Source organism: Microcoleus sp. AT3-D2 (genome assembly GCF_036705715.1).
GTDB lineage: Bacteria > Cyanobacteriota > Cyanobacteriia > Cyanobacteriales > Microcoleaceae > Microcoleus.
In genome coordinates this window covers 107,960-126,034 of sequence record NZ_JAUBVE010000006.1, presented here as the reverse complement: position 1 = coordinate 126,034, position 18,075 = coordinate 107,960, and the positions used below count along the sequence as shown (strand labels likewise).

Below are 18,075 nucleotides of genomic sequence, written 5' to 3'. Positions count from 1 at the left end.
TTAAGAAGCAGATGGACTACAAACTAGAAGTTCCACTCTCTCCGGAACTAGAAAAGTATCGCGACAGAATTGAAGCTACCATTAAACCTTACATCGAAATTCAAACCCAGAATAATGATGACGTTAATTGGTGGCAGAGTAAATTTGGGGGATTGCCTTATTTACCTAAAGGTTTTGAGTATCCAAAAACTCCTGACGGTAAATATTTATTTTTGCTAGCGCAACTCAACTTTGATGAAATACCGCCTTTAGATGGTTTTCCCGATCGGGGGATCTTACAGTTCTATATAGCTGACGATGACCTATATGGTTTAAATTTGGACAATTCTGCCAATGCAGATAATCATACAATCGAAGACCAATTCAAAATAATCTATTTTCCTCAGCCAGACTTCAAAGTTGAAAACATGATTACCAATTATGATTTTTTGCCGAAACCCGAAGCTTTTCCTGTTGATGGCTGTTGCAGCTTGCAATTTACTAAAAAATATGCGCCGATTAGTACCAGTGACTACCAATTTACCGAACTTTTAGGCGAGGAATTTAAGGAGTTATTTACGAACCCTGAAATTGAGGATGAGTACCTACAAATATCGCCTTCCTTTGGTCATAAAATAGGTGGTTATCCTGATTTTACACAAGCCGATGTCAGAGAATATGCTACTAACGGCGAGGGGGAAATCATGCGAAAAATTCTTTTATTCCAAATGGATATTGACAGCAATGATACAGTAAATATTATGTGGGGAGACACTGGTATAGGTAATTTTTTTATTGATGAAACAGCCCTCAGAAAATTAGATTTTAGTAAGGTGTTATACAATTGGGATTGTTATTAAAAGCAGCAGTTAAGCAAGCACGCCTAAGCAAACAAGGACTTACGCACTCCGAATAAAGAAACCGGGTTTTTTACCGAATCTTCGGGCTGTAACCTCTGTATTTCGCCAAAAAACCCGGTTTCTGACTGTCCTGCGTCCAAGACTGATAGTGTTCGACTATTCCCAATTCCCAATGCGCTAAACCTGAGATTTGTGAACAACCACGGGTGTTCCCACCGACGCCCATTCAAATAGCCATTTAGCATGATTGACAGCTACATTTGTGCAGCCGTGAGTAACGGGATTGCCAAACAAATTGTGCCAGTAAGCGCCGTGAATTGCCATGCCTCCGTCGTAATACATTGTATAGGGAACGTCGGGTACGTCGTAGTCATCCCCAGTCATTCTAGTAACGCGGTGTTTGGTTTGAACGGCAAAGGTTCCCGTGCGGGTGGGAGTCGATGATTTGCCGCTGGAAATAATTACCGCGTAAACTGGTGTATTTCCTTCCCAAGCTATTAACCTTTGTCTTGACAAATCTATTTCAATCCAGCGTTCGCTGGATTGCTGCAACAGCATAATTTTATTGGCAATTGTGTTGTGCTGTTCGCTGGCAAATGCGGTCATTGAACCGCCGCAGAATGTAGCAAAAGTGAGGGCGCAGCCGGCACAGAAAGTTCCAGCGCGACGGAAGTAAGTTGAGTTAATAATCCTGTTCATTCCTTACACCTCGTACTATTTTAGATTTTAGATTTTAGATTTTAGATTGGCTTGTACTATTTTAGATTTTAGATTTGAAATGTTGGATTGGAAAGAGGGCTTAACAAGTTGTTAAATTTTGGGCGAGAGTTTGGGCAATTTGGACGATCGCCCGCCAATCGCGATTTTCCACTAAGTGTTTAGGAAATAAGTCTCCGGCTAAACCCACGGCGATCGCCCCAGCGTCAATAAATACTTTGGCATTTTCCAGCGTCACCCCGCCAGTGGGAATTAAAGGAATGTTTCCCAGGGGGCCTTGCAGGCTTTTCAGGTAAGCCGCGCCTCCCAAAGCCGATATCGGAAACACTTTAACGCAGGTAGCGCCTGCTTGCCACGCGGTGACAATTTCCGTAGGAGAAAAAGCACCGGGGACGATCGGCACTCCGGCGTCAACGGCTGTTTTAATCATAGCTACATCGGTGTGTGGAGTAAACAGAAATTGAGCGCCGCAGTCTATTGCTTGCTGCAACTGTTCTAAGTTTAATAAGGTGCCGGTGCCAATACTAAAAGTAGGGAATTCGGAGCGGAGTTGGGCAATTAATTCAGCGGCTTTGTGGGTGTTCCAAGTAATTTCAATAAACTTGATTCCTCCTGCTGCTACCGCTGATGCCATCTGCCAAGCGAGTTCCTTTTCGGAGGAACGGATGACTGCGATCGCGGGGTGTTTTTTGAGTAGTGTCAACCAAGATTGATGATTCATACAATTTTAGATTTTAGATTTTAGACTTCGGCGTGAGCGCGAGCGTCGAAGGATTTAAAATTGGGAACGATCCCAAATTTGACACTCATATCATTCTGACTCGCATATAATTTTAATACACATTACTAACTCCGATATATGCCAAACTACACTATGCGGGGCGTTCAATTTTTAACCGACAATCTAGGCAACAAAACTGCTGCAATTGTTGACCTCAAAGAACACAGTGCATTTTGGGCTGACGTACTGGCCGAATGTGGCGAACCGATCGACTTTCAGTTTTTAGTTGATTCTCAAGGCGAAAAAATCGCGGTGCTGCTCGACTTCGAGAAGCACGGAGAACTCTGGGAGGATGTTTACGACTGTCTGATTATTGAATCTAGAAAAGATGAACCAAGAGTTCCCTGGGAAGAAGTTCAGCGCCAGCTTCAGGAAAAAGGTAAATTGAATGTCTGATTACCTGGTAATTACTGCACGTTCGGCTCAAAAAGACCTGGATGCTCTGCCCGTTGAAATCAGCAGTCGCATTTATCCCCAGATAAATGCTTTAGGAAGTGTGCCACGTCCCCCGGGCTGTCTCAAGTTAAAGGGGGAGAAAAACGGTTGGCGAATTCGGGTTGGCGATTACAGGGTAATATACACCATTGATGATGACAGTTGCACGATCGATATCAGTAAAGTCCGTCACCGCCGGGAAGTGTACGAAAGGTGATATCATGTCCATTCGATCGACCACAATAAAATTGGTTTGTAGTGAGGACTTTAGTCCTCATAAATCCGAGGAGTAAAATCCTGACTACAAACATTTTTTATTAAGGGTAATTGACAGGACACGATCTGAAACAGTCGATCGCACTTAACCCACAAAAAAATCGGGGCGATTCCAGACAATCCCAGAATCACCCCAATTATTGATTTCCAACTTTAGATTAAATCTAAAATCCAAAATCCAAAATCCAAAATTGATTAAGCGATCGTCGCCATTTTCACATCGCTATTAGCTAATAAATTTTGCAATTCGTCCGAATCCACAGTTTCCTTTTCAACTAGCATATCAGCCAAAGCATTGAGGACGTGGCGGTTGCCAACCAGCACATCTTTTGCACGCCGATAAGCTTGTTCTACCAACAAACGCACTTCATCGTCGATCGTCGCTGCGGTTTCTTCGGAGAAATCGCGTTCGGCCATGATATCGCGACCCATGAACATATTGCCTTGTTGGCGACCGAGAGCCACAGGACCTAGCCGATCGCTCATTCCGAAGCGAGTCACCATTTGCCGCGCTACTCTTGCTACTTGCTGCAAGTCGTTCGAGGCGCCAGTTGTTACTTCTTCCTCGCCGAACACAATCTCTTCAGCAATGCGGCCGCCCAAAGCTACCGCCATTTGATTTTGCAAGTAAGAGCGAGAATACAAGCCAGAATCCATCCGATCTTCGCTTGGTGTGAACCAAGTCAAACCGCCGGCGCGGCCGCGGGGGATAATGCTGATTTTCTGCACCGGGTCGTAGTCGGGCATCAGCGCGCCGACTAAAGCGTGACCGGCTTCGTGGTAAGCTACTAAAGTTTTGCGCTTTTCGCTCATCACGCGGTCTTTCTTTTCCGGGCCAGCGAGCACGCGGTCGATCGCATCATTGACTTCATCCATCGAGACTTCGGTCAAGTTGCGACGGGCGGCCAAAATTGCTGCTTCGTTGAGCAGGTTGGCCAAATCCGCACCTGTGAAACCAGGTGTCCGGCGGGCAATTTTTTCCAAGTCCACGTCTTTCGACAAAGTTTTTCCGCGGGCGTGAACGTTGAGAATTTCTAGGCGGCCTCCGAAGTCGGGGCGATCGACCACAACTTGGCGATCGAAGCGACCCGGACGCAGCAGCGCCGCATCGAGCACATCGGGGCGGTTCGTGGCAGCAATCAGAATGATGCCAGTATTGCCCTCAAAGCCGTCCATTTCTGTCAGCAACTGGTTCAGGGTTTGTTCCCGTTCGTCGTTACCACCGCCCAAACCAGCTCCCCGCTGGCGGCCTACCGCGTCAATTTCATCGATAAATACGATACAAGGAGCGTTCGTTTTAGCTTGTTCAAACAAGTCGCGGACGCGGGAAGCACCGACACCCACGAACATTTCCACAAATTCTGAACCTGAAATCGAGAAGAAGGGAACGCCAGCTTCTCCAGCAACTGCTTTTGCCAGCAGGGTTTTACCAGTTCCGGGAGGGCCGACCAGCAGCACGCCTTTGGGGATTTTTGCTCCGACTGCGGTGAAGCGGTCTGCATTTTTCAGGAAGTCCACGACTTCTGCGAGCTCTAGCTTGGCTTGTTCGATGCCGGCCACGTCGCCGAAAGTCACCTGAGTTTGTGGCTCCATTTGGACTCTAGCTTTGGATTTGCCGAAGTTCATGGCTTGGTTGCCGGGCCCGTTTTGGGCGCGCCGCACCAGGAAAAACAGTCCCACCAAGAGCAGGATCGGGAAGAACAGGCTGCTGAGGGCTTTTACCCAGAACCCTTCGTCGCTTTGGGGCAGAACTGAAATGTCTACGTTGTTTTTGGTCAGGATGTTGATCAGTTCGGGGTCGTTCGGCAGGTTGACGATCACTTTGTTGCCGTCTTGGGCTGTGACGAGGGCTTTGCTGCGATCGGAACTGATATTTATTTTGTCTACTCTCTTGCTCTCGACTTCCTGAATGAATTGACTGTACTTCCAAACTTCCCTACTTGGGGGCTGTTTGTCAAAAAATGCCGTTGCTAAGGCAATGACTACAATAGCCAGCAGTGCGTACAGGCCAGCGTTTCTCCAGCGTTTATTCACCGAGGTCGATCCTCCTAATTTTTAGTCCCTGTGATTTGGGAATTTTTATTTATGTTCATCAATCTTAACCTAATTGTAACTTGTTTTTGTGTGGTGAGGAATCCCGGCCATGCTGCGGCAGTCTGAGGTGGTGACAACCGAACTTATCATCGGTCTGTGAATTGGCTGTTATCAATACAATATTAAATGATTTTTGTCAAGAGTTGGCGCCCCCCAGCCCACAAGGTTTTCGGCGATCGGCGGGCGATCGTCAGTTAAGCTAATAGAACCAAGAAGTGAACAGCGATGGGAATTACCTACACTACCTTAAAAATTAGAAATCCTTTGAGCGACAGCGAGATAGTGGAACTGGAGGCAAAAGTTGATACAGGAGCGACGATGCTGGTTTTTCCCGAATCAATTGCAGTGCAGTTAAATTTTCCCAAGATTAGGAAGCAGATAGTTAAGTATGCTAACGAGGAGACTGCTGAGAAAGACATTGTTTGGGCGGTAGAAGTAGAAGTTTGCCAGAGGAAAGGAGTATTTGAGGCAATCATCGAACCCAGGAAAAAGTATGCTTTACTCGGTGCTATTGTGATGGAGACGCTGGATTTGATTGTCGATCCCAGAGGGTTGCAAATCTATCCAAATCCTCGCTCTCCTAGTCTACCTATGGCTGAGATCGAGTGGAGCGTTGAATTTGTCAATTGAACGAGAGAGAGTGATGTTAAAGCTGCTGGCGATCGGATGTCTCAATCATCAGCATTTTCTATGTAAAATAATCCTGTGTGCGTGCAAAAACGTTGTATAAAATAGTAGGGACTATTCTGGGAACAACCGAAATGGGTGTTCGTCTGGTAGCAAACGATCTATATTAGTAGCTTGGCGGTAACAACTACGATAAAATCTTTAGTGTATGACTGAGCGCTAAGGCAGGAGCGAGGGTTGCAGGATGATGTGCGGAAACTTCCTTTAGAAAAAACGAGCGATCGCCAAACATCCTCAGTTAGATTCTTTCAAACCAATCACATTTGACCTATGGCAGAAACACTTGGCTCTCTCTGCGACAAATTGACAATTGTTAAATTGAAACAGTGGCATTCCGAAGACGAAATCAGACTCAAGAGCCTTGCTGTTCAAGAAAAACAGCTTCAGCAGGAAATGAACGAATTTATTAGCGCTGCTATATCGGGTCAAATTCCGATCGCTCGCCTGACTTTCGCCTCAAATAAAGTTTATAAACAAGAAGGCAATTATGTGCCTGATGTCCTTGGCAGCATAGGCGAAATCTTCTCGCAGCTCGCCCACGTTAACTGCAACTTGTGGCACGAACAAGAAAAAGTCTATGAGTTTGAAAAAGTGGCAGCATCAGAAAAAGATATAGTTGTCAAACAGCTAGCGATCTTGAACTTAGAACGGAATAAGTGTATAGATGGAATAGATGGAAATTTCAAAGCACTGGTAGAAAAGCTAGGCTCTCAAAAAAATAACTAATTTTAGAGGTAAAACAATGCACTTAGGTCATCGTAAAACTTGTCGGGTATGCGGTTCTTCAGCCCTCACCCCAGTCATTAATTTAGGCGAACAGTATTTGCAAGGTTCCTTTGTCAAGCCAGGGAAAGAAGAACCACCCCTGAGAAAAATTTCCCTTTCTCTAGTGCGTTGCGATCCCACAAAAGATGAGAAAGCCTGCGGTTTATTACAGATGGAACATACGGTTCCGCCGGAAGTTTTATATTCTGCCTACTGGTATCGTTCCGGCACGAACCAAACCATGCGAAATCACTTGCAGGGAATTACTGAAGAAGCAGCATCCCTGATTGGCAAAAGCAATGCTCGTGTTTTAGATATTGGCTGTAATGACGGCACTTTACTAAAGTGCTATCCGCAAAACTTTATCAAATTTGGTGTCGATCCGTCAGACGTAGCTCAAGAAATAACCGGAGACATTACTGCAATTCAAGACATTTTTCCTTCAGAAGAACTCACCAAGGTTTTACAAGGCGAAAAATTTGACATTATTACGTCAATCGCCATGTTTTATGACCTGGAAGATCCGGTAAGCTTCTGCAAAGAAATCAAAAAAGCGCTTGCTCCTGGTGGTTTGTGGCTCTTTGAGATGTCTTATATGCCATCCATGCTCAAGATGAATTCTTACGACACAATTTGTCACGAGCATTTGGAATATTACAGTTTAGCAGTGCTGGAATATATACTGAAACAAGCTGACTTGAAAATAGTAGATGCCGTACTTAACGACATCAACGGCGGTAGCATTCGCTGTTATGCAACGCATCTTGACAACTTTGCCTTCAAGAAACAAGAAGCTGTGACGCGCATCAAGCTATTACGTCAGGCAGAATTTGACATGGAGCTGGATACCGACAAACCATACAAAAATTTTCAAGATAGGATCAACGTGCATAAAGAGCAGTTAGTTTCGCTGCTAAAAATGTTGAAAAAAGAAGGTAAAAGCATTCACATTTACGGTGCATCGACTAAAGGCAATACAATTTTGCAGTGGTGCGGAATTGACAATCGCATTATAGATGTAGCCGCGGAGAGAAACCCAGATAAATACGGCGCTTATACGCTCGGTACTGACATTCCGATTGTCAGCGAAGCGGATTCAAGGGCAATGAATCCGGATTATTATTTAGTCTTGCCGTGGCATTTTAAGGAAGAATTTCTCAAGCGCGAGGAAGAAATACTGAAAAGGGGTGTTGGTCTAATCTTCCCTTTGCCTAACGTGGAAATTATCAAATACTAAGTCAAGAAACAAGACAGCGCACAACAGGATAAAGCTATGGCACATTTCTTCATTCATAACAGTTTTCACAGCGGCGATGTGATTTTGACAAGAGCCGTAATTCAGGCGGTTAGAATTAGTTTTCCGGGGACAAAAATTACCCTGGAGTGCGCTGAAGTCTCTACTTATCTTTGGCAGGATTTAGATTTGCCGATCGCGCTGTATCAAGGCAGCGAATACAAAGGCACAGAACCCACACCCAACTGCCCCCATGATGCCATATTTGTCAATATGTGGTTTGGGGTTTTTGATGATATTTTGAAACTCTACGGTATGACTTACCAAAATAACGTTCATACCTTTAATCGTCAGATGTATCAGCAGCAGATAAATCATAAATATCTGCTGCCTATCCCGATTCACAGCCCCATGATTACCTTCTTTGGGCAGCCCGAAAAGGTAATAGAAGTGAGAAAAAACAGCATTTTGGTAGAAAACGGGGAAGTTTTCTCGAATCAAAGCTATTTTTATTTAAACGCACATCTGAAGCAGATTGCATCGGATTTTCCTATCATCAATTTTTACTGTTCAGCTCCCCCTAAATTTGCCGCTGCGAATATTGTTGATTGCAGCGACATGAACCTTAAAGAGTTATCGCAAATTGGAGACAAATGTATTGGTTTGTTGATGAAAGGAAGTGCTATAAATGCCGCATCCCAAACGGAGATTAATCGATATAAACCTCGCTGTATTGTTGGTTGGGATTTACCAGAGAAGCTTTGGGATAACTTGGAAAATCCGGTGGTTTATGCCAAAAATTATGAAGAAGTCAAAAAATGGCTTGGGAAGCTTGCGGAAGATATGAGCTTACCTACAGGCGAAGCCAAGACAGCAAATATTATTTCTCCGAGCGAGTCACAATTGCACAAATCACTAGCAAGCAAAGACAACGATAACTTGCTAGATAAAATTTTGATTGTCTCCCACAAGGAAAAACAATGCGGCGTGCATGAGTACGGTCTTAATATTGCTGAAGCGCTCAAAAAATCAACTCAATACTCTTTTATATATGCGGAATGTTCAAGTTATGAAGAGTTTTTGGATAATGTCAACAAGGTAAAACCATCAGCAATTATTTACAACTATTATTCCTCGACATTACCTTGGGTTAATAAGAAAATACTTCAATCCATCAATGTACCACACATTGGGATTATTCACGAAGTTACCCAGCGAGTAGCAGATGCAGCAAATAATACACTTTTTCAGTACCATATAGGCCCAGATCCTACATTGCAACTGAAGAATCCAATTGTTTTTAAAACGGGAAGAATTGTACAGCCCTACACGAATAATTACAGATTACCAGAGATCCCTACTATTGGGAGTTTTGGATTTGGAATGCAAGGTAAAGGATTTGAGAAGGTCATTGCCACTGTACAGCAAGAGTATGACGAGGCACTGATTAGGCTGCATATTCCCTTTGCGACTTTTGGCGATGCTGATGGCAGTCAAGCAATTGCTATAGCAGAACGATGTCAGCAGTCGATCGTTAAGCCCGGTATTAAACTCAGTTTGAGTCACGACTTTCTCAGTCAAGAAAAATTACTTGATTTTCTTGCACAAAATACGGTAAACGCCTTTTTCTATGAAAAGCATGATAATCGTGGTATATCCAGCACGATCGATCACGCGCTGGCTGTAAAGAGACCTATTGCAATCACAAAAAGCAATATGTTCAGACATATTATTTCGGCAAATCCTTCAATTTGTATTGAAGATTCAAGTTTGAAACAAATTGCTGATAACGGTATTGCACCGCTTGTGCCGTTTTACAATGAGTGGAGCGAAGCTAGTTTCGTTTTGGATTATGAACGTATGCTTGCTCAAGTATTAGGGAAGCAACAGAAGTGGCACAGCAACAGGTATTTAGATGTTGGTATTCCAAATGTAACATCATTGAATCGGATATTGGATGATGCCGCCCGATCGCAGTACCAACCTATCATTAATCAGTTATTTGCGCTGGTTCCTGAGATGATGGTTCGTAAAATACCGGAAGCTAATATTCAGCAAGCTTTTATTTTGGATACTGTGCAAAAAATTGCGTCCAAGTTTGCTGCTCCTAAAATTTTATGTATTGGCAGCTATGAAGATAGTGCTGCTGGTGCATTGAAAAAGCTCGGCTACCCCATGGAAGAAATCGATCCGGCGATCAATTGCGATCTCAACACCTATTTTCAGAAACCGTCTACTATCAAGGGCAGTTATGATATTATTTTTTCAACATCTGTGATCGAGCATGTCCAAAATGATGAACTGTTTATGGTGCAAATCGCTGAACTTTTGGCACCCGGAGGTACTGGAATTTTAACGTGCGATTACAACGATCAGTATAAACCGGGCGATCGCATTCCGGCAGTAGACTTCCGCCTTTACACTCAGAAAGACTTCCGACAACGAATTCTTCCTTTATTGAAAAATTGTGTGTTCCCTGACGTTCCGCAGTGGGATTGTCCGAATCCAGATTTTATCTATGAAGGATGTCGTTATACATTTGCCACCTTTGTTTTTCAGAAAAATAAACTGTGAACGCTCTTATTTTTGGTGCTAACGGACAAGACGGATATTATCTCAGTGAGTTGTGCAAGTCCAAAGGAATCAAACCTATAGGCTTATCGCGATCGGGAGATTGGATTCGTGGCGATGTATCTGACTGCGAACAGGTTGAGGAGTTCGTAAAAGAATACAAACCAACCTATATATTTCACTTAGCTGCAAAATCAACAACGCGACACGACGCGCTGTTTGAAAATCATGCAGCAATTTCGACGGGTACACTAAATATTTTAGAGGCGGTGTACAAACACAGCCCTACCTCCAAAGTTTTTATTACAGGTAGTGGTGTTCAATTCTATAATGATGGCAATCCTATTTCTGAGGATACTGCTTTTGAAGCAAGCAGTGCTTATGCAGTTGCTCGCATTCAATCAGTTTATGCAGCCAGATATTACAGAAGTCTCGGTATCAAAGCCTATGTAGGATATTTATTCCATCACGAAAGCCCTCTCAGAAAACCCAATCATGTCAGCCAAAAAATTGTACTCGCCGCTAAGCGGATTCTACGGGGTGCTGATGAAAAACTAGAAATAGGTGATATCTCTGTAGAGAAAGAATGGACATTTGCGGGTGATGTAGCACAGGCTATAATGACATTGATTGAGCAGGATAATATTTTTGAAGCAGCGATAGGTTCCGGCAAAACTCATTCCATAAAAGATTGGATAGAAGTCTGCTTTTCGCACCTCGGTTTGGATTGGACGCGCTATGTAGAGCCGGCTGAGAATTTTCAGACTGAATATAAGCGATTAGTATCCAATCCCGCGCTAATGCACAGCCTGCACTGGCAACCAAATATAGACCTGCTACAACTCGCAGTTATGATGATCGAGACCAGATAAAATTACGCTCTAACTTTAGGTATTTGAATGATGAAACAATTATCTCAGCCAGCTTCTTACCCCTATACACCTCTGCACAAACATTACGGTTTTGCGGTTTTTGGGTCCCAGGAAATATCGCCATATCTGGCAACAGCCCAAGAGCTAAAAAACAGCGAACCAAACTGCATAATTACATGGTTCACTACTTCTGAAAGTGAGAGGGCGCTGCAAAACAATCCCTACATTGACCAACTTATTGTTCTGGAGGGAAGCGCGAAGTCCCTAGAAACTGAGATACCGCGCTTGCAGTCAGAACGTTCTTGGTCACGATTTTTTACTTCTGAACAGTCTTCTGGCAAGCGAATCTTGCTAGGACAACTTGGCTTAAATGGTGATTGCCTTCATGCAACTACTTTGGCTCGGCAAATCAAGCATGATTATCCAAACTGCCATTTAACTTGGGCAATTTCATCTATGTGCCGGAGTGTAATTGAAGAGAATCCATTTGTCGATGAAATTTGGGAATTTGCCGCCAATAATTGGCAGCAAATAGTAGCAGCTTGGTATGAGTTGGAAAAACAAGTACAGCAGCGTCTTAATCGCGGTGAATTTGATGAAGTATTTTTGACGCAGGTGAGTCCAAATAACTATCAAAATTATGATGGAACTACTAAAGCATCTCTTTTTCGCGGCTATCCAAAACCGATTACTGTTCCCATCCAGAATATTCTGCGCCTGCGAACTGATGAGATAGAAAGAGTCCGCAATTTTGCTGAGCAGCACAGCTTGCTGAAACGCAGTCATGTTATTTTATTTGAATGTACGGGCAGTAGCAGTCAATCTTTTGTTAAGCCAGAATATGCTTTGTCTGTTGCTCAATCGCTGCTGTCTCGCTTACCGGATTGCAGCATTATTCTTTCGTCTAACCTGAAAATTCCAGTAGCAGATGCACGAATTATTGATGGTAGCGTGTTGACTCTGCGAGAAAATGCGGAGTTAAGCAAATATTGCAGTCTTTTAATTGGCTGTTCTAGTGGCGTAACGCAGACAGTATTAACAGATTGGGCTAAACCGTTACCGATGATTCAGTTGTTGCTGGCATCTACATCAGTATATGCTTCGATCGCGCACGATCTTGAATATTGGCAACAGTCATCAGAGCAAGTTTTAGAAATGACGGATTGCTCGGTAGAACACGCCGTTGAATGTGCTTATACTGCTCTTGTGCAAGGATTTCCCGAAGCGCGACGCCGATTTCACCAGCAAATTCCCTTAAATTTTAACTTCTATTTGAATCTGGTTCGTCAAGCTCTCCTGCAAAACTGGAAGTTTCTTAAAGCGGCGCGATCGGTTTTGCACACTACGGAGCGATACGGTTGGCATCCACAGCTAAAAACTTTTGTACAAAATGAGTTAATCCCTAAGATAGATGTAAATAGAACTTTGCAAATAACCCCGGAAAATTATTCTAAGTTTTTGCAAGAGTTTGTTGGGGACTGGGAAGAGGGTAAAAAAGTTACAGTTTCGGCGATCGCTCCTGAATCGACAAGCACTCACAGACCTTTTTGGTCAGTAATAATACCGACTTACAACCCAAAAAATCACTATCTTGAACAAACGCTCAAAAGCGTCCTGGAACAAGCTCCAAACTCCAGCGAAATGCAGATAGAGGTAGTCGATGATTGCTCTGTAAATTCTGATGTAGAGGAAATTGTCAAGAAAGTCGGCAACGGTAGAATTTCTTTCTACAAGCAATCTCAAAACCTGGGCCAAATTGCTAACTGGAATGATTGCATCCAGCGTGCTCGCGGTAATTGGGTTCACATCCTGCATCAAGATGATATTGTCTTGCCAGGATTTTACAAGAGTCTGCAAACAGCATTAGAAACAGCTCAAAATGTAGGAGCTGCTTTCTGCCGCCACTACTATATAGATGCAGGTGGAAATCAGCAATTTTTATCGGAAATTGAACGGGAAACAGCGGGGATTATAGAAAACTTCTTAGATCGAATTGCAGTCAGGCAAAGGATTCAATTTGCTTCTATTGTTGTCAAGCGCAGCGTTTACCAAACATTGGGTGGGTTTTCGGCGCAAGCTGCTTCTGCTGCTGACTGGGAGATGTGGAAAAGAATTGCATCTCATTGTAAAGTTTGGTACGAACCTCAGATTTTAGCGTGTTTCCGCCTGCACTCAGCCTCAGAAACTTCTCGTTTAATGCAGTCTGGGGGGAACATTGCAGACGCTCACAAGGCTATTAAAATTTCCCAATCTTACCTTCCCCAAAATATCGCTGAGCAATTATCTAATCAGGCGAAAGAATACTATGCGATCGAAGCTCTAAAAATGGCGCATTCAATGATTGCTAGAGGGGATGTAAATTCGGCGATCGCACAGATTAGAGAAGGATTGAAATGTAGCAACTCGTCAAAAGTAATTAGTTTGCTGCCCGCTGTTTTCCTCTCAAGCGAATCTGAACAACAGCCAACTTCAGAAACGCAAAAGCAATCGCCCAAAATTCTCATAGACGGCGTAATGTTTCAGCTACACAACTCTGGAATTACCCGCGTCTGGCATTCATTAATTACAGAATGGGCAAGTCAGGATTTCGCTCAACATATTCTAGTGCTCGATCGCAATGGAACTGCTCCCAAAATTGCCGGGATAAATTATCGGCAAGTCGCAGCTTATGACTATAGTAATACTGAAAACGATCGCGAAATGTTGCAGCAAATCTGCGATGAAGAACAAGCCGATTTGTTTATTTCTACTTACTACACTACACCGCGAGCGACACCCTCTGTATTCATGGCTTATGACATGATTCCAGAAGTCATGGGAGCGAATCTAGCTAACCCGATGTGGAAAGAGAAACATCAGGGTATCCGCCATGCTTCTGCATACGTTGCAATTTCCGAAAATACAGCCCGCGATTTAGTAAAATGCTTTCCAGATATTTCTCAGGAGTCGGTAACAGTTGCTCATTGCGGAATAGATAGGAAATTCTCACCATCGACATTGGTAGAAGTTAACCAATTAAAGACGAAATATGGTATTTCAAAGCCTTACTTTCTTTGGGTTGGCGATCGCGTCGGATTTAACGGCTATAAAAATGCACTTTTCTTCTTCAAAGCCTTCTCTCAATTTGGCAGTAAGCATCTATTTGAGATTGTCTGCATCGGCGGTAACTCGGCATTAGAAACCGAGTTGCAAGCATACACTTCCGACATCACAGTTCACCTGCTAAAACTGAGCGACGATGAATTGCGAAGCGCTTATTCGGGCGCTTTAGCATTAGTTCAGACCTCAAAATATGAAGGTTTCGGGTTGCCATTGCTGGAAGCCATAGCCTGCGGTTGCCCAGTAATTACGTCTCCAAATAGCTCCATTCCTGAAGTATTGGGTCAAGCAGCTTTATATGTGAATGGCGAGGATGTTGATGAACTGACAAAGGCCTTTATTGACATTCAAAATGACCGCCGTCAAATATTAATTGCGGCTGGTATGGAACAAGTTAAAAAGTTCTCTTGGTCAAAAATGGCAAGAACAGTTAGTTCAGCGTTGATGCAAGCCTGCGGCAGCCAACAGCAAATCCAGGCAAAATCGCCGGAAGCTCCTATATTATTGTCAAGCATTATCGAGCAATACCAGAAAAACTCCGCTGATTTATCTGCACTAGCAAGTGTCCGCCAAGCTAGAAAACAAATTGCTGCAATCTGGCTTAATTTACCAGCCGAACAAGTTGCAAGTGCCTTTGCAGGCGAGGCCGGCAAACAGCACCAAGCGCTGCTTGCCGGCGACATTAGATATGAACCGCTAACCGACACAGAAGAGACTTTGGTGAGCGAATTAGTCGCAAATGTGGCGAAAGGATTTAACGAGCCAAAAGCCATCAATTACCTGCTCGCAGCCATGCTGTACCGGCGGGCAGACCAATTGCCGCTCAAGTACGATCGCGCTACAGTGCCTAATTGGTTCGCCAACGAATATCTCAAATTCATGTTTACTTGTCCGAACGTATTTCAAACCAGAGGAGAAGCAGACACTTACTATCAATTCATCCAAGGCTGGATTGATTACTTACATACTAATTTGTTCAAAAATGCAGATTCGCCACTGTGGCAGAATATTGCTTTGTTGTTCGCGCAAGTTGCGAACTTTATCCCGCTTTATTTTACCACGGCAAACCTACGCGATATTTACACCAAACGGGCGGAAATTATTGAGTTTTCGCTCAAAAATCGCGGCAGTTCAATTGATTGTATCTTCCCGGCGCGATCGCCAAATCGGACAAAAATCCGCCTCGGCATCATCAACGACCATTTCGCGCCGCAAACCGAAACCTTCGCTACCATCCCGGTTTTCGAGCATTTAAACCGCAACGAGTTCGAGATATACCTGTACGCGCTCAACACCAGCGGTCACCAATTAGAACAATACTGTCAAAGTCGCGCCGACAAACTGGTTGCACTCCCGAAAGACTTTGCATCGCAAGTCCAAACAATCCGCGCCGACAACTTAGATATCCTGTTTTTCGGTACGAATTTAACAGCTATTAACAAACCGCTGACTTCACTAGCAATCCACCGTTTAGCGCGGGTACAAACTACATCTTTCTGTTCCCCTACAACCACCGGAATCCGCCACATGGATTACTACATCGCAGGTCAATTTACCGCGCCCGATGCTAGTTATCAAGAACAATATCGCGAACAGTTGGCTGTTCTCCAAGGCAGCGGTTTTTGTTTCACATACGCAACAGAATCGGAAGTTGCTACAGTTAAACCTACCCGCCAAAGTCTGGGGATTTCAGACAATACAACAGTTTTTATCTCCGGCGCCAACTTCTACAAAATTCTGCCGGAGTTGAGGGAGAGTTGGGTAAAAATTCTAGCTGCTGTACCCGATTCAATCTTGATTTTATATCCCTTCGGGCCGGCTTGGACTCGCACCTATCCAGCCACACCTTTTGTCAACAATCTGAACGCTGTCTGCGCTAAATACGGCGTCAATAACAACCGCTTGCGGTTCGTAAAACAACTGCCTAGTCGCGCGGATGTGAAAGAATTTTTGCAGCTAGCAGATGTTTATCTCGATTCCTATCCTTATGCTGGGGCAACATCGTTAATTGACCCTTTGCAAGTAGGATTGCCGGTGGTGGTTGTGGAAGGAAATGCTTTGCGGTTCCGCCAAGGTTCGGCGATGCTGCGGGAACTGCAAATGTCTGATTTAATTGCGTATGACGAAGCATCTTACATTCAGCTAGCCGTTACCCTCGGCACTAACCCGCAATTGCGACAGCAAAAACGGCAGGAAATTCAGCAAAAAATGCAAGGCAATCCGCGCTGTTTTGACAGTGTGGCATACTCTGGGGCGATCGGCAAATTATTCCAAGAACTCTTTGGCAAATGGCAAACCAGCCACCTGGAAGCATCGCGCAGCTTACAGGATAGCATTCCCAAGCAGCCAGATTTGGGCGAGATTCTCTCGAATGCCCTCAAGCTTTACCAACGAAACTCCTCAAACATCTCAGCAATATCCGAACTGCGTCAAATCCGCAAACAAATTGCTGATTTTTGGCTGAACCTTCCCACCGAAAACCTCGAAACCGCCTACAAAAGCGCTTCAGGTAACAGCTATCAAATCCTGCTCAAAAGCGGCTTCCAACGTCAACCGATGATGGAAAGCGAACAAATGTTTTTGCAGCAATTAACCCAGATTAGCAAAGGATTAGTACATCCCAAAGCTGTCAACGCCTTGCTCGCGGCGATGCTGTATTTCCCGCCGGAAACCATGCGAATTCCCGACGCTCGCAACCGTTTGCCGCACTGGTTAATTGGGGATTACGAACAAGTTTTTGAGACGGAAGCCGCCGTCAAGTCTGATGCAACTTCTGACTTGCTAGCTCAATACATTCAATCGCCACAATTTGCGAATCAACTGTTAGGATGCGTCAATCTTTACCGCATCGATCCGTCAGACGAATCGGTAGTTTTGGAACTCCGCCAAATCAGAAAACAAATGGCTGATTTTTGGCTGACTATTCCTTCAGAAAAACTCGAAAATTTTTACCGAGGAGACGTTCGCAAGGGATATCAAGCAATTCTTAGCTGCGGCTTGCAAGCAGAATCGATGACTGAAGCGGAACAAAAATTTTTGCAGCAATTGACCGAAATTAGCAAAGGGTTGGTGCAGCCTCAAGCTATCAATGCTCTGCTGGGTGCGATGCTGTATTTTGTACCCGGTAAAATGCGGGTTCCCGATGCTCGCACCCGCTTGCCGCAGTGGTTGCTTGAAGATTACGAAAAGGTGTTTGAAAGCGCATTTGCAACAACAGAACAACCACTTGTTAAACAAGATTATCTGCCGCAGTTTCTCAATCAATTAACTGCTGCCGTCAATCTTTATGAAATCGACCCGACGGCTGAATTGGTAATAGCAGATTTGCGGCAAATTCGCAAGCAAATTGCCGATTTATGGCTGAGCGTTTCCGGGGAACAACTGGAACTTTTGTACCGGAGTGATTTTGGCAATGGTTACAAAGAAATGCTGGGCTGCAGGTTTATTAACAAGCCGCTGGATGAGAGTGAACGCGAGTTTTTTAACTCGTTGGTTGCTGAGTTGAGTAAAGGGTTTGGAACGCCTAAAGCTGTGAATCATTTGTTGGCGGCGATGCTGTTTTGTCGCGCCGGACAGTTGCGGGTTGAGGATGCTCAGACTTGCTTGCCGGAGTGGTTGTTGGCGGATTACGAGCAGTTTGTTGGGGGTGCGGTTAAGGTGGCTGTGGGGTAAACGAAGGTAATTTGTATCGAAAACACAGGATAT

The 18,075-nt window shown here is 44.2% G+C and carries 12 protein-coding genes; 9 read left to right on the top strand and 3 right to left on the bottom strand.

Translation table 11 applies throughout. The features are described from left to right. Positions 1-11 precede the first annotated feature (11 nt). On the top strand, positions 12-839 hold the full coding sequence (locus QUB44_RS04685) for a YwqG family protein (RefSeq protein WP_333363748.1): 828 nt from the start codon (positions 12-14) through the stop codon (positions 837-839). Positions 840-1,016: 177 nt separating this feature from the next. Here QUB44_RS04685 and QUB44_RS04680 read toward each other — a convergent pair whose 3' ends face one another. Both QUB44_RS04680 and QUB44_RS04675 read right to left on the bottom strand, forming a co-directional pair. Next, the gene (locus QUB44_RS04680; protein WP_333306172.1) at positions 1,017-1,538 is read right to left on the bottom strand and encodes a L,D-transpeptidase; all 522 of its coding nucleotides are present in this window, start codon (positions 1,536-1,538) and stop codon (positions 1,017-1,019) included. A 100-nt stretch (positions 1,539-1,638) separates the two neighbouring features. Next, on the bottom strand, positions 1,639-2,277 hold the full coding sequence (locus QUB44_RS04675) for a bifunctional 4-hydroxy-2-oxoglutarate aldolase/2-dehydro-3-deoxy-phosphogluconate aldolase (protein WP_333363745.1): 639 nt from the start codon (positions 2,275-2,277) through the stop codon (positions 1,639-1,641). A 138-nt stretch (positions 2,278-2,415) separates the two neighbouring features. Between QUB44_RS04675 and QUB44_RS04670 the strand changes: the two genes are divergently transcribed. After that, on the top strand, positions 2,416-2,733 hold the full coding sequence (locus QUB44_RS04670) for a hypothetical protein (protein ID WP_333363743.1): 318 nt from the start codon (positions 2,416-2,418) through the stop codon (positions 2,731-2,733). Further along, the gene (locus QUB44_RS04665; protein WP_333363740.1) at positions 2,726-2,989 is read left to right on the top strand and encodes a type II toxin-antitoxin system RelE/ParE family toxin; all 264 of its coding nucleotides are present in this window, start codon (positions 2,726-2,728) and stop codon (positions 2,987-2,989) included. Before QUB44_RS04670 ends, QUB44_RS04665 begins: the two co-directional genes overlap by 8 nt. 254 nt (positions 2,990-3,243) lie before the next feature. On the opposite strand, the gene ftsH3 is transcribed toward QUB44_RS04665, so the two are convergent. Next, a complete protein-coding gene (gene ftsH3 / locus QUB44_RS04660; RefSeq protein WP_333363737.1) occupies positions 3,244-5,082 on the bottom strand; it encodes an ATP-dependent zinc metalloprotease FtsH3 in 1,839 nt (612 codons plus the stop codon). Between the two features lie 285 nt (positions 5,083-5,367). Here ftsH3 and QUB44_RS04655 point away from each other — a divergent pair, with 285 nt between their 5' ends. The 6 genes from QUB44_RS04655 to QUB44_RS04630 all read left to right on the top strand — a co-directional run bounded on the left by QUB44_RS04655 (position 5,368) and on the right by QUB44_RS04630 (position 18,042). Continuing rightward, on the top strand, positions 5,368-5,772 hold the full coding sequence (locus QUB44_RS04655; RefSeq protein ID WP_333363734.1) for a hypothetical protein: 405 nt from the start codon (positions 5,368-5,370) through the stop codon (positions 5,770-5,772). A 327-nt stretch (positions 5,773-6,099) separates the two neighbouring features. Beyond that, positions 6,100-6,555 (top strand): hypothetical protein, encoded by a 456-nt coding sequence (locus tag QUB44_RS04650; protein ID WP_333363733.1) that lies wholly within the window; start codon positions 6,100-6,102, stop codon positions 6,553-6,555. Positions 6,556-6,571: 16 nt separating this feature from the next. After that, positions 6,572-7,831 carry a class I SAM-dependent methyltransferase gene (locus QUB44_RS04645; RefSeq protein ID WP_333363730.1) on the top strand — a complete coding sequence of 420 codons (1,260 nt, stop codon included), beginning with the start codon at positions 6,572-6,574 and terminating at the stop codon, positions 7,829-7,831. 36 nt (positions 7,832-7,867) lie between these two features. Continuing rightward, positions 7,868-10,402, top strand: coding sequence for a methyltransferase domain-containing protein (locus QUB44_RS04640; protein ID WP_333363726.1), 2,535 nt, complete (start codon positions 7,868-7,870; stop codon positions 10,400-10,402). Beyond that, positions 10,399-11,271, top strand: coding sequence for a GDP-mannose 4,6-dehydratase (locus QUB44_RS04635; protein WP_333363723.1), 873 nt, complete (start codon positions 10,399-10,401; stop codon positions 11,269-11,271). The genes QUB44_RS04640 and QUB44_RS04635 overlap by 4 nt, the downstream gene beginning before the upstream one ends. 27 nt (positions 11,272-11,298) lie before the next feature. After that, positions 11,299-18,042, top strand: coding sequence for an O-linked N-acetylglucosamine transferase family protein (locus tag QUB44_RS04630; RefSeq protein ID WP_333363720.1), 6,744 nt, complete (start codon positions 11,299-11,301; stop codon positions 18,040-18,042). The last annotated feature ends 33 nt before the right edge of the window (positions 18,043-18,075 follow it).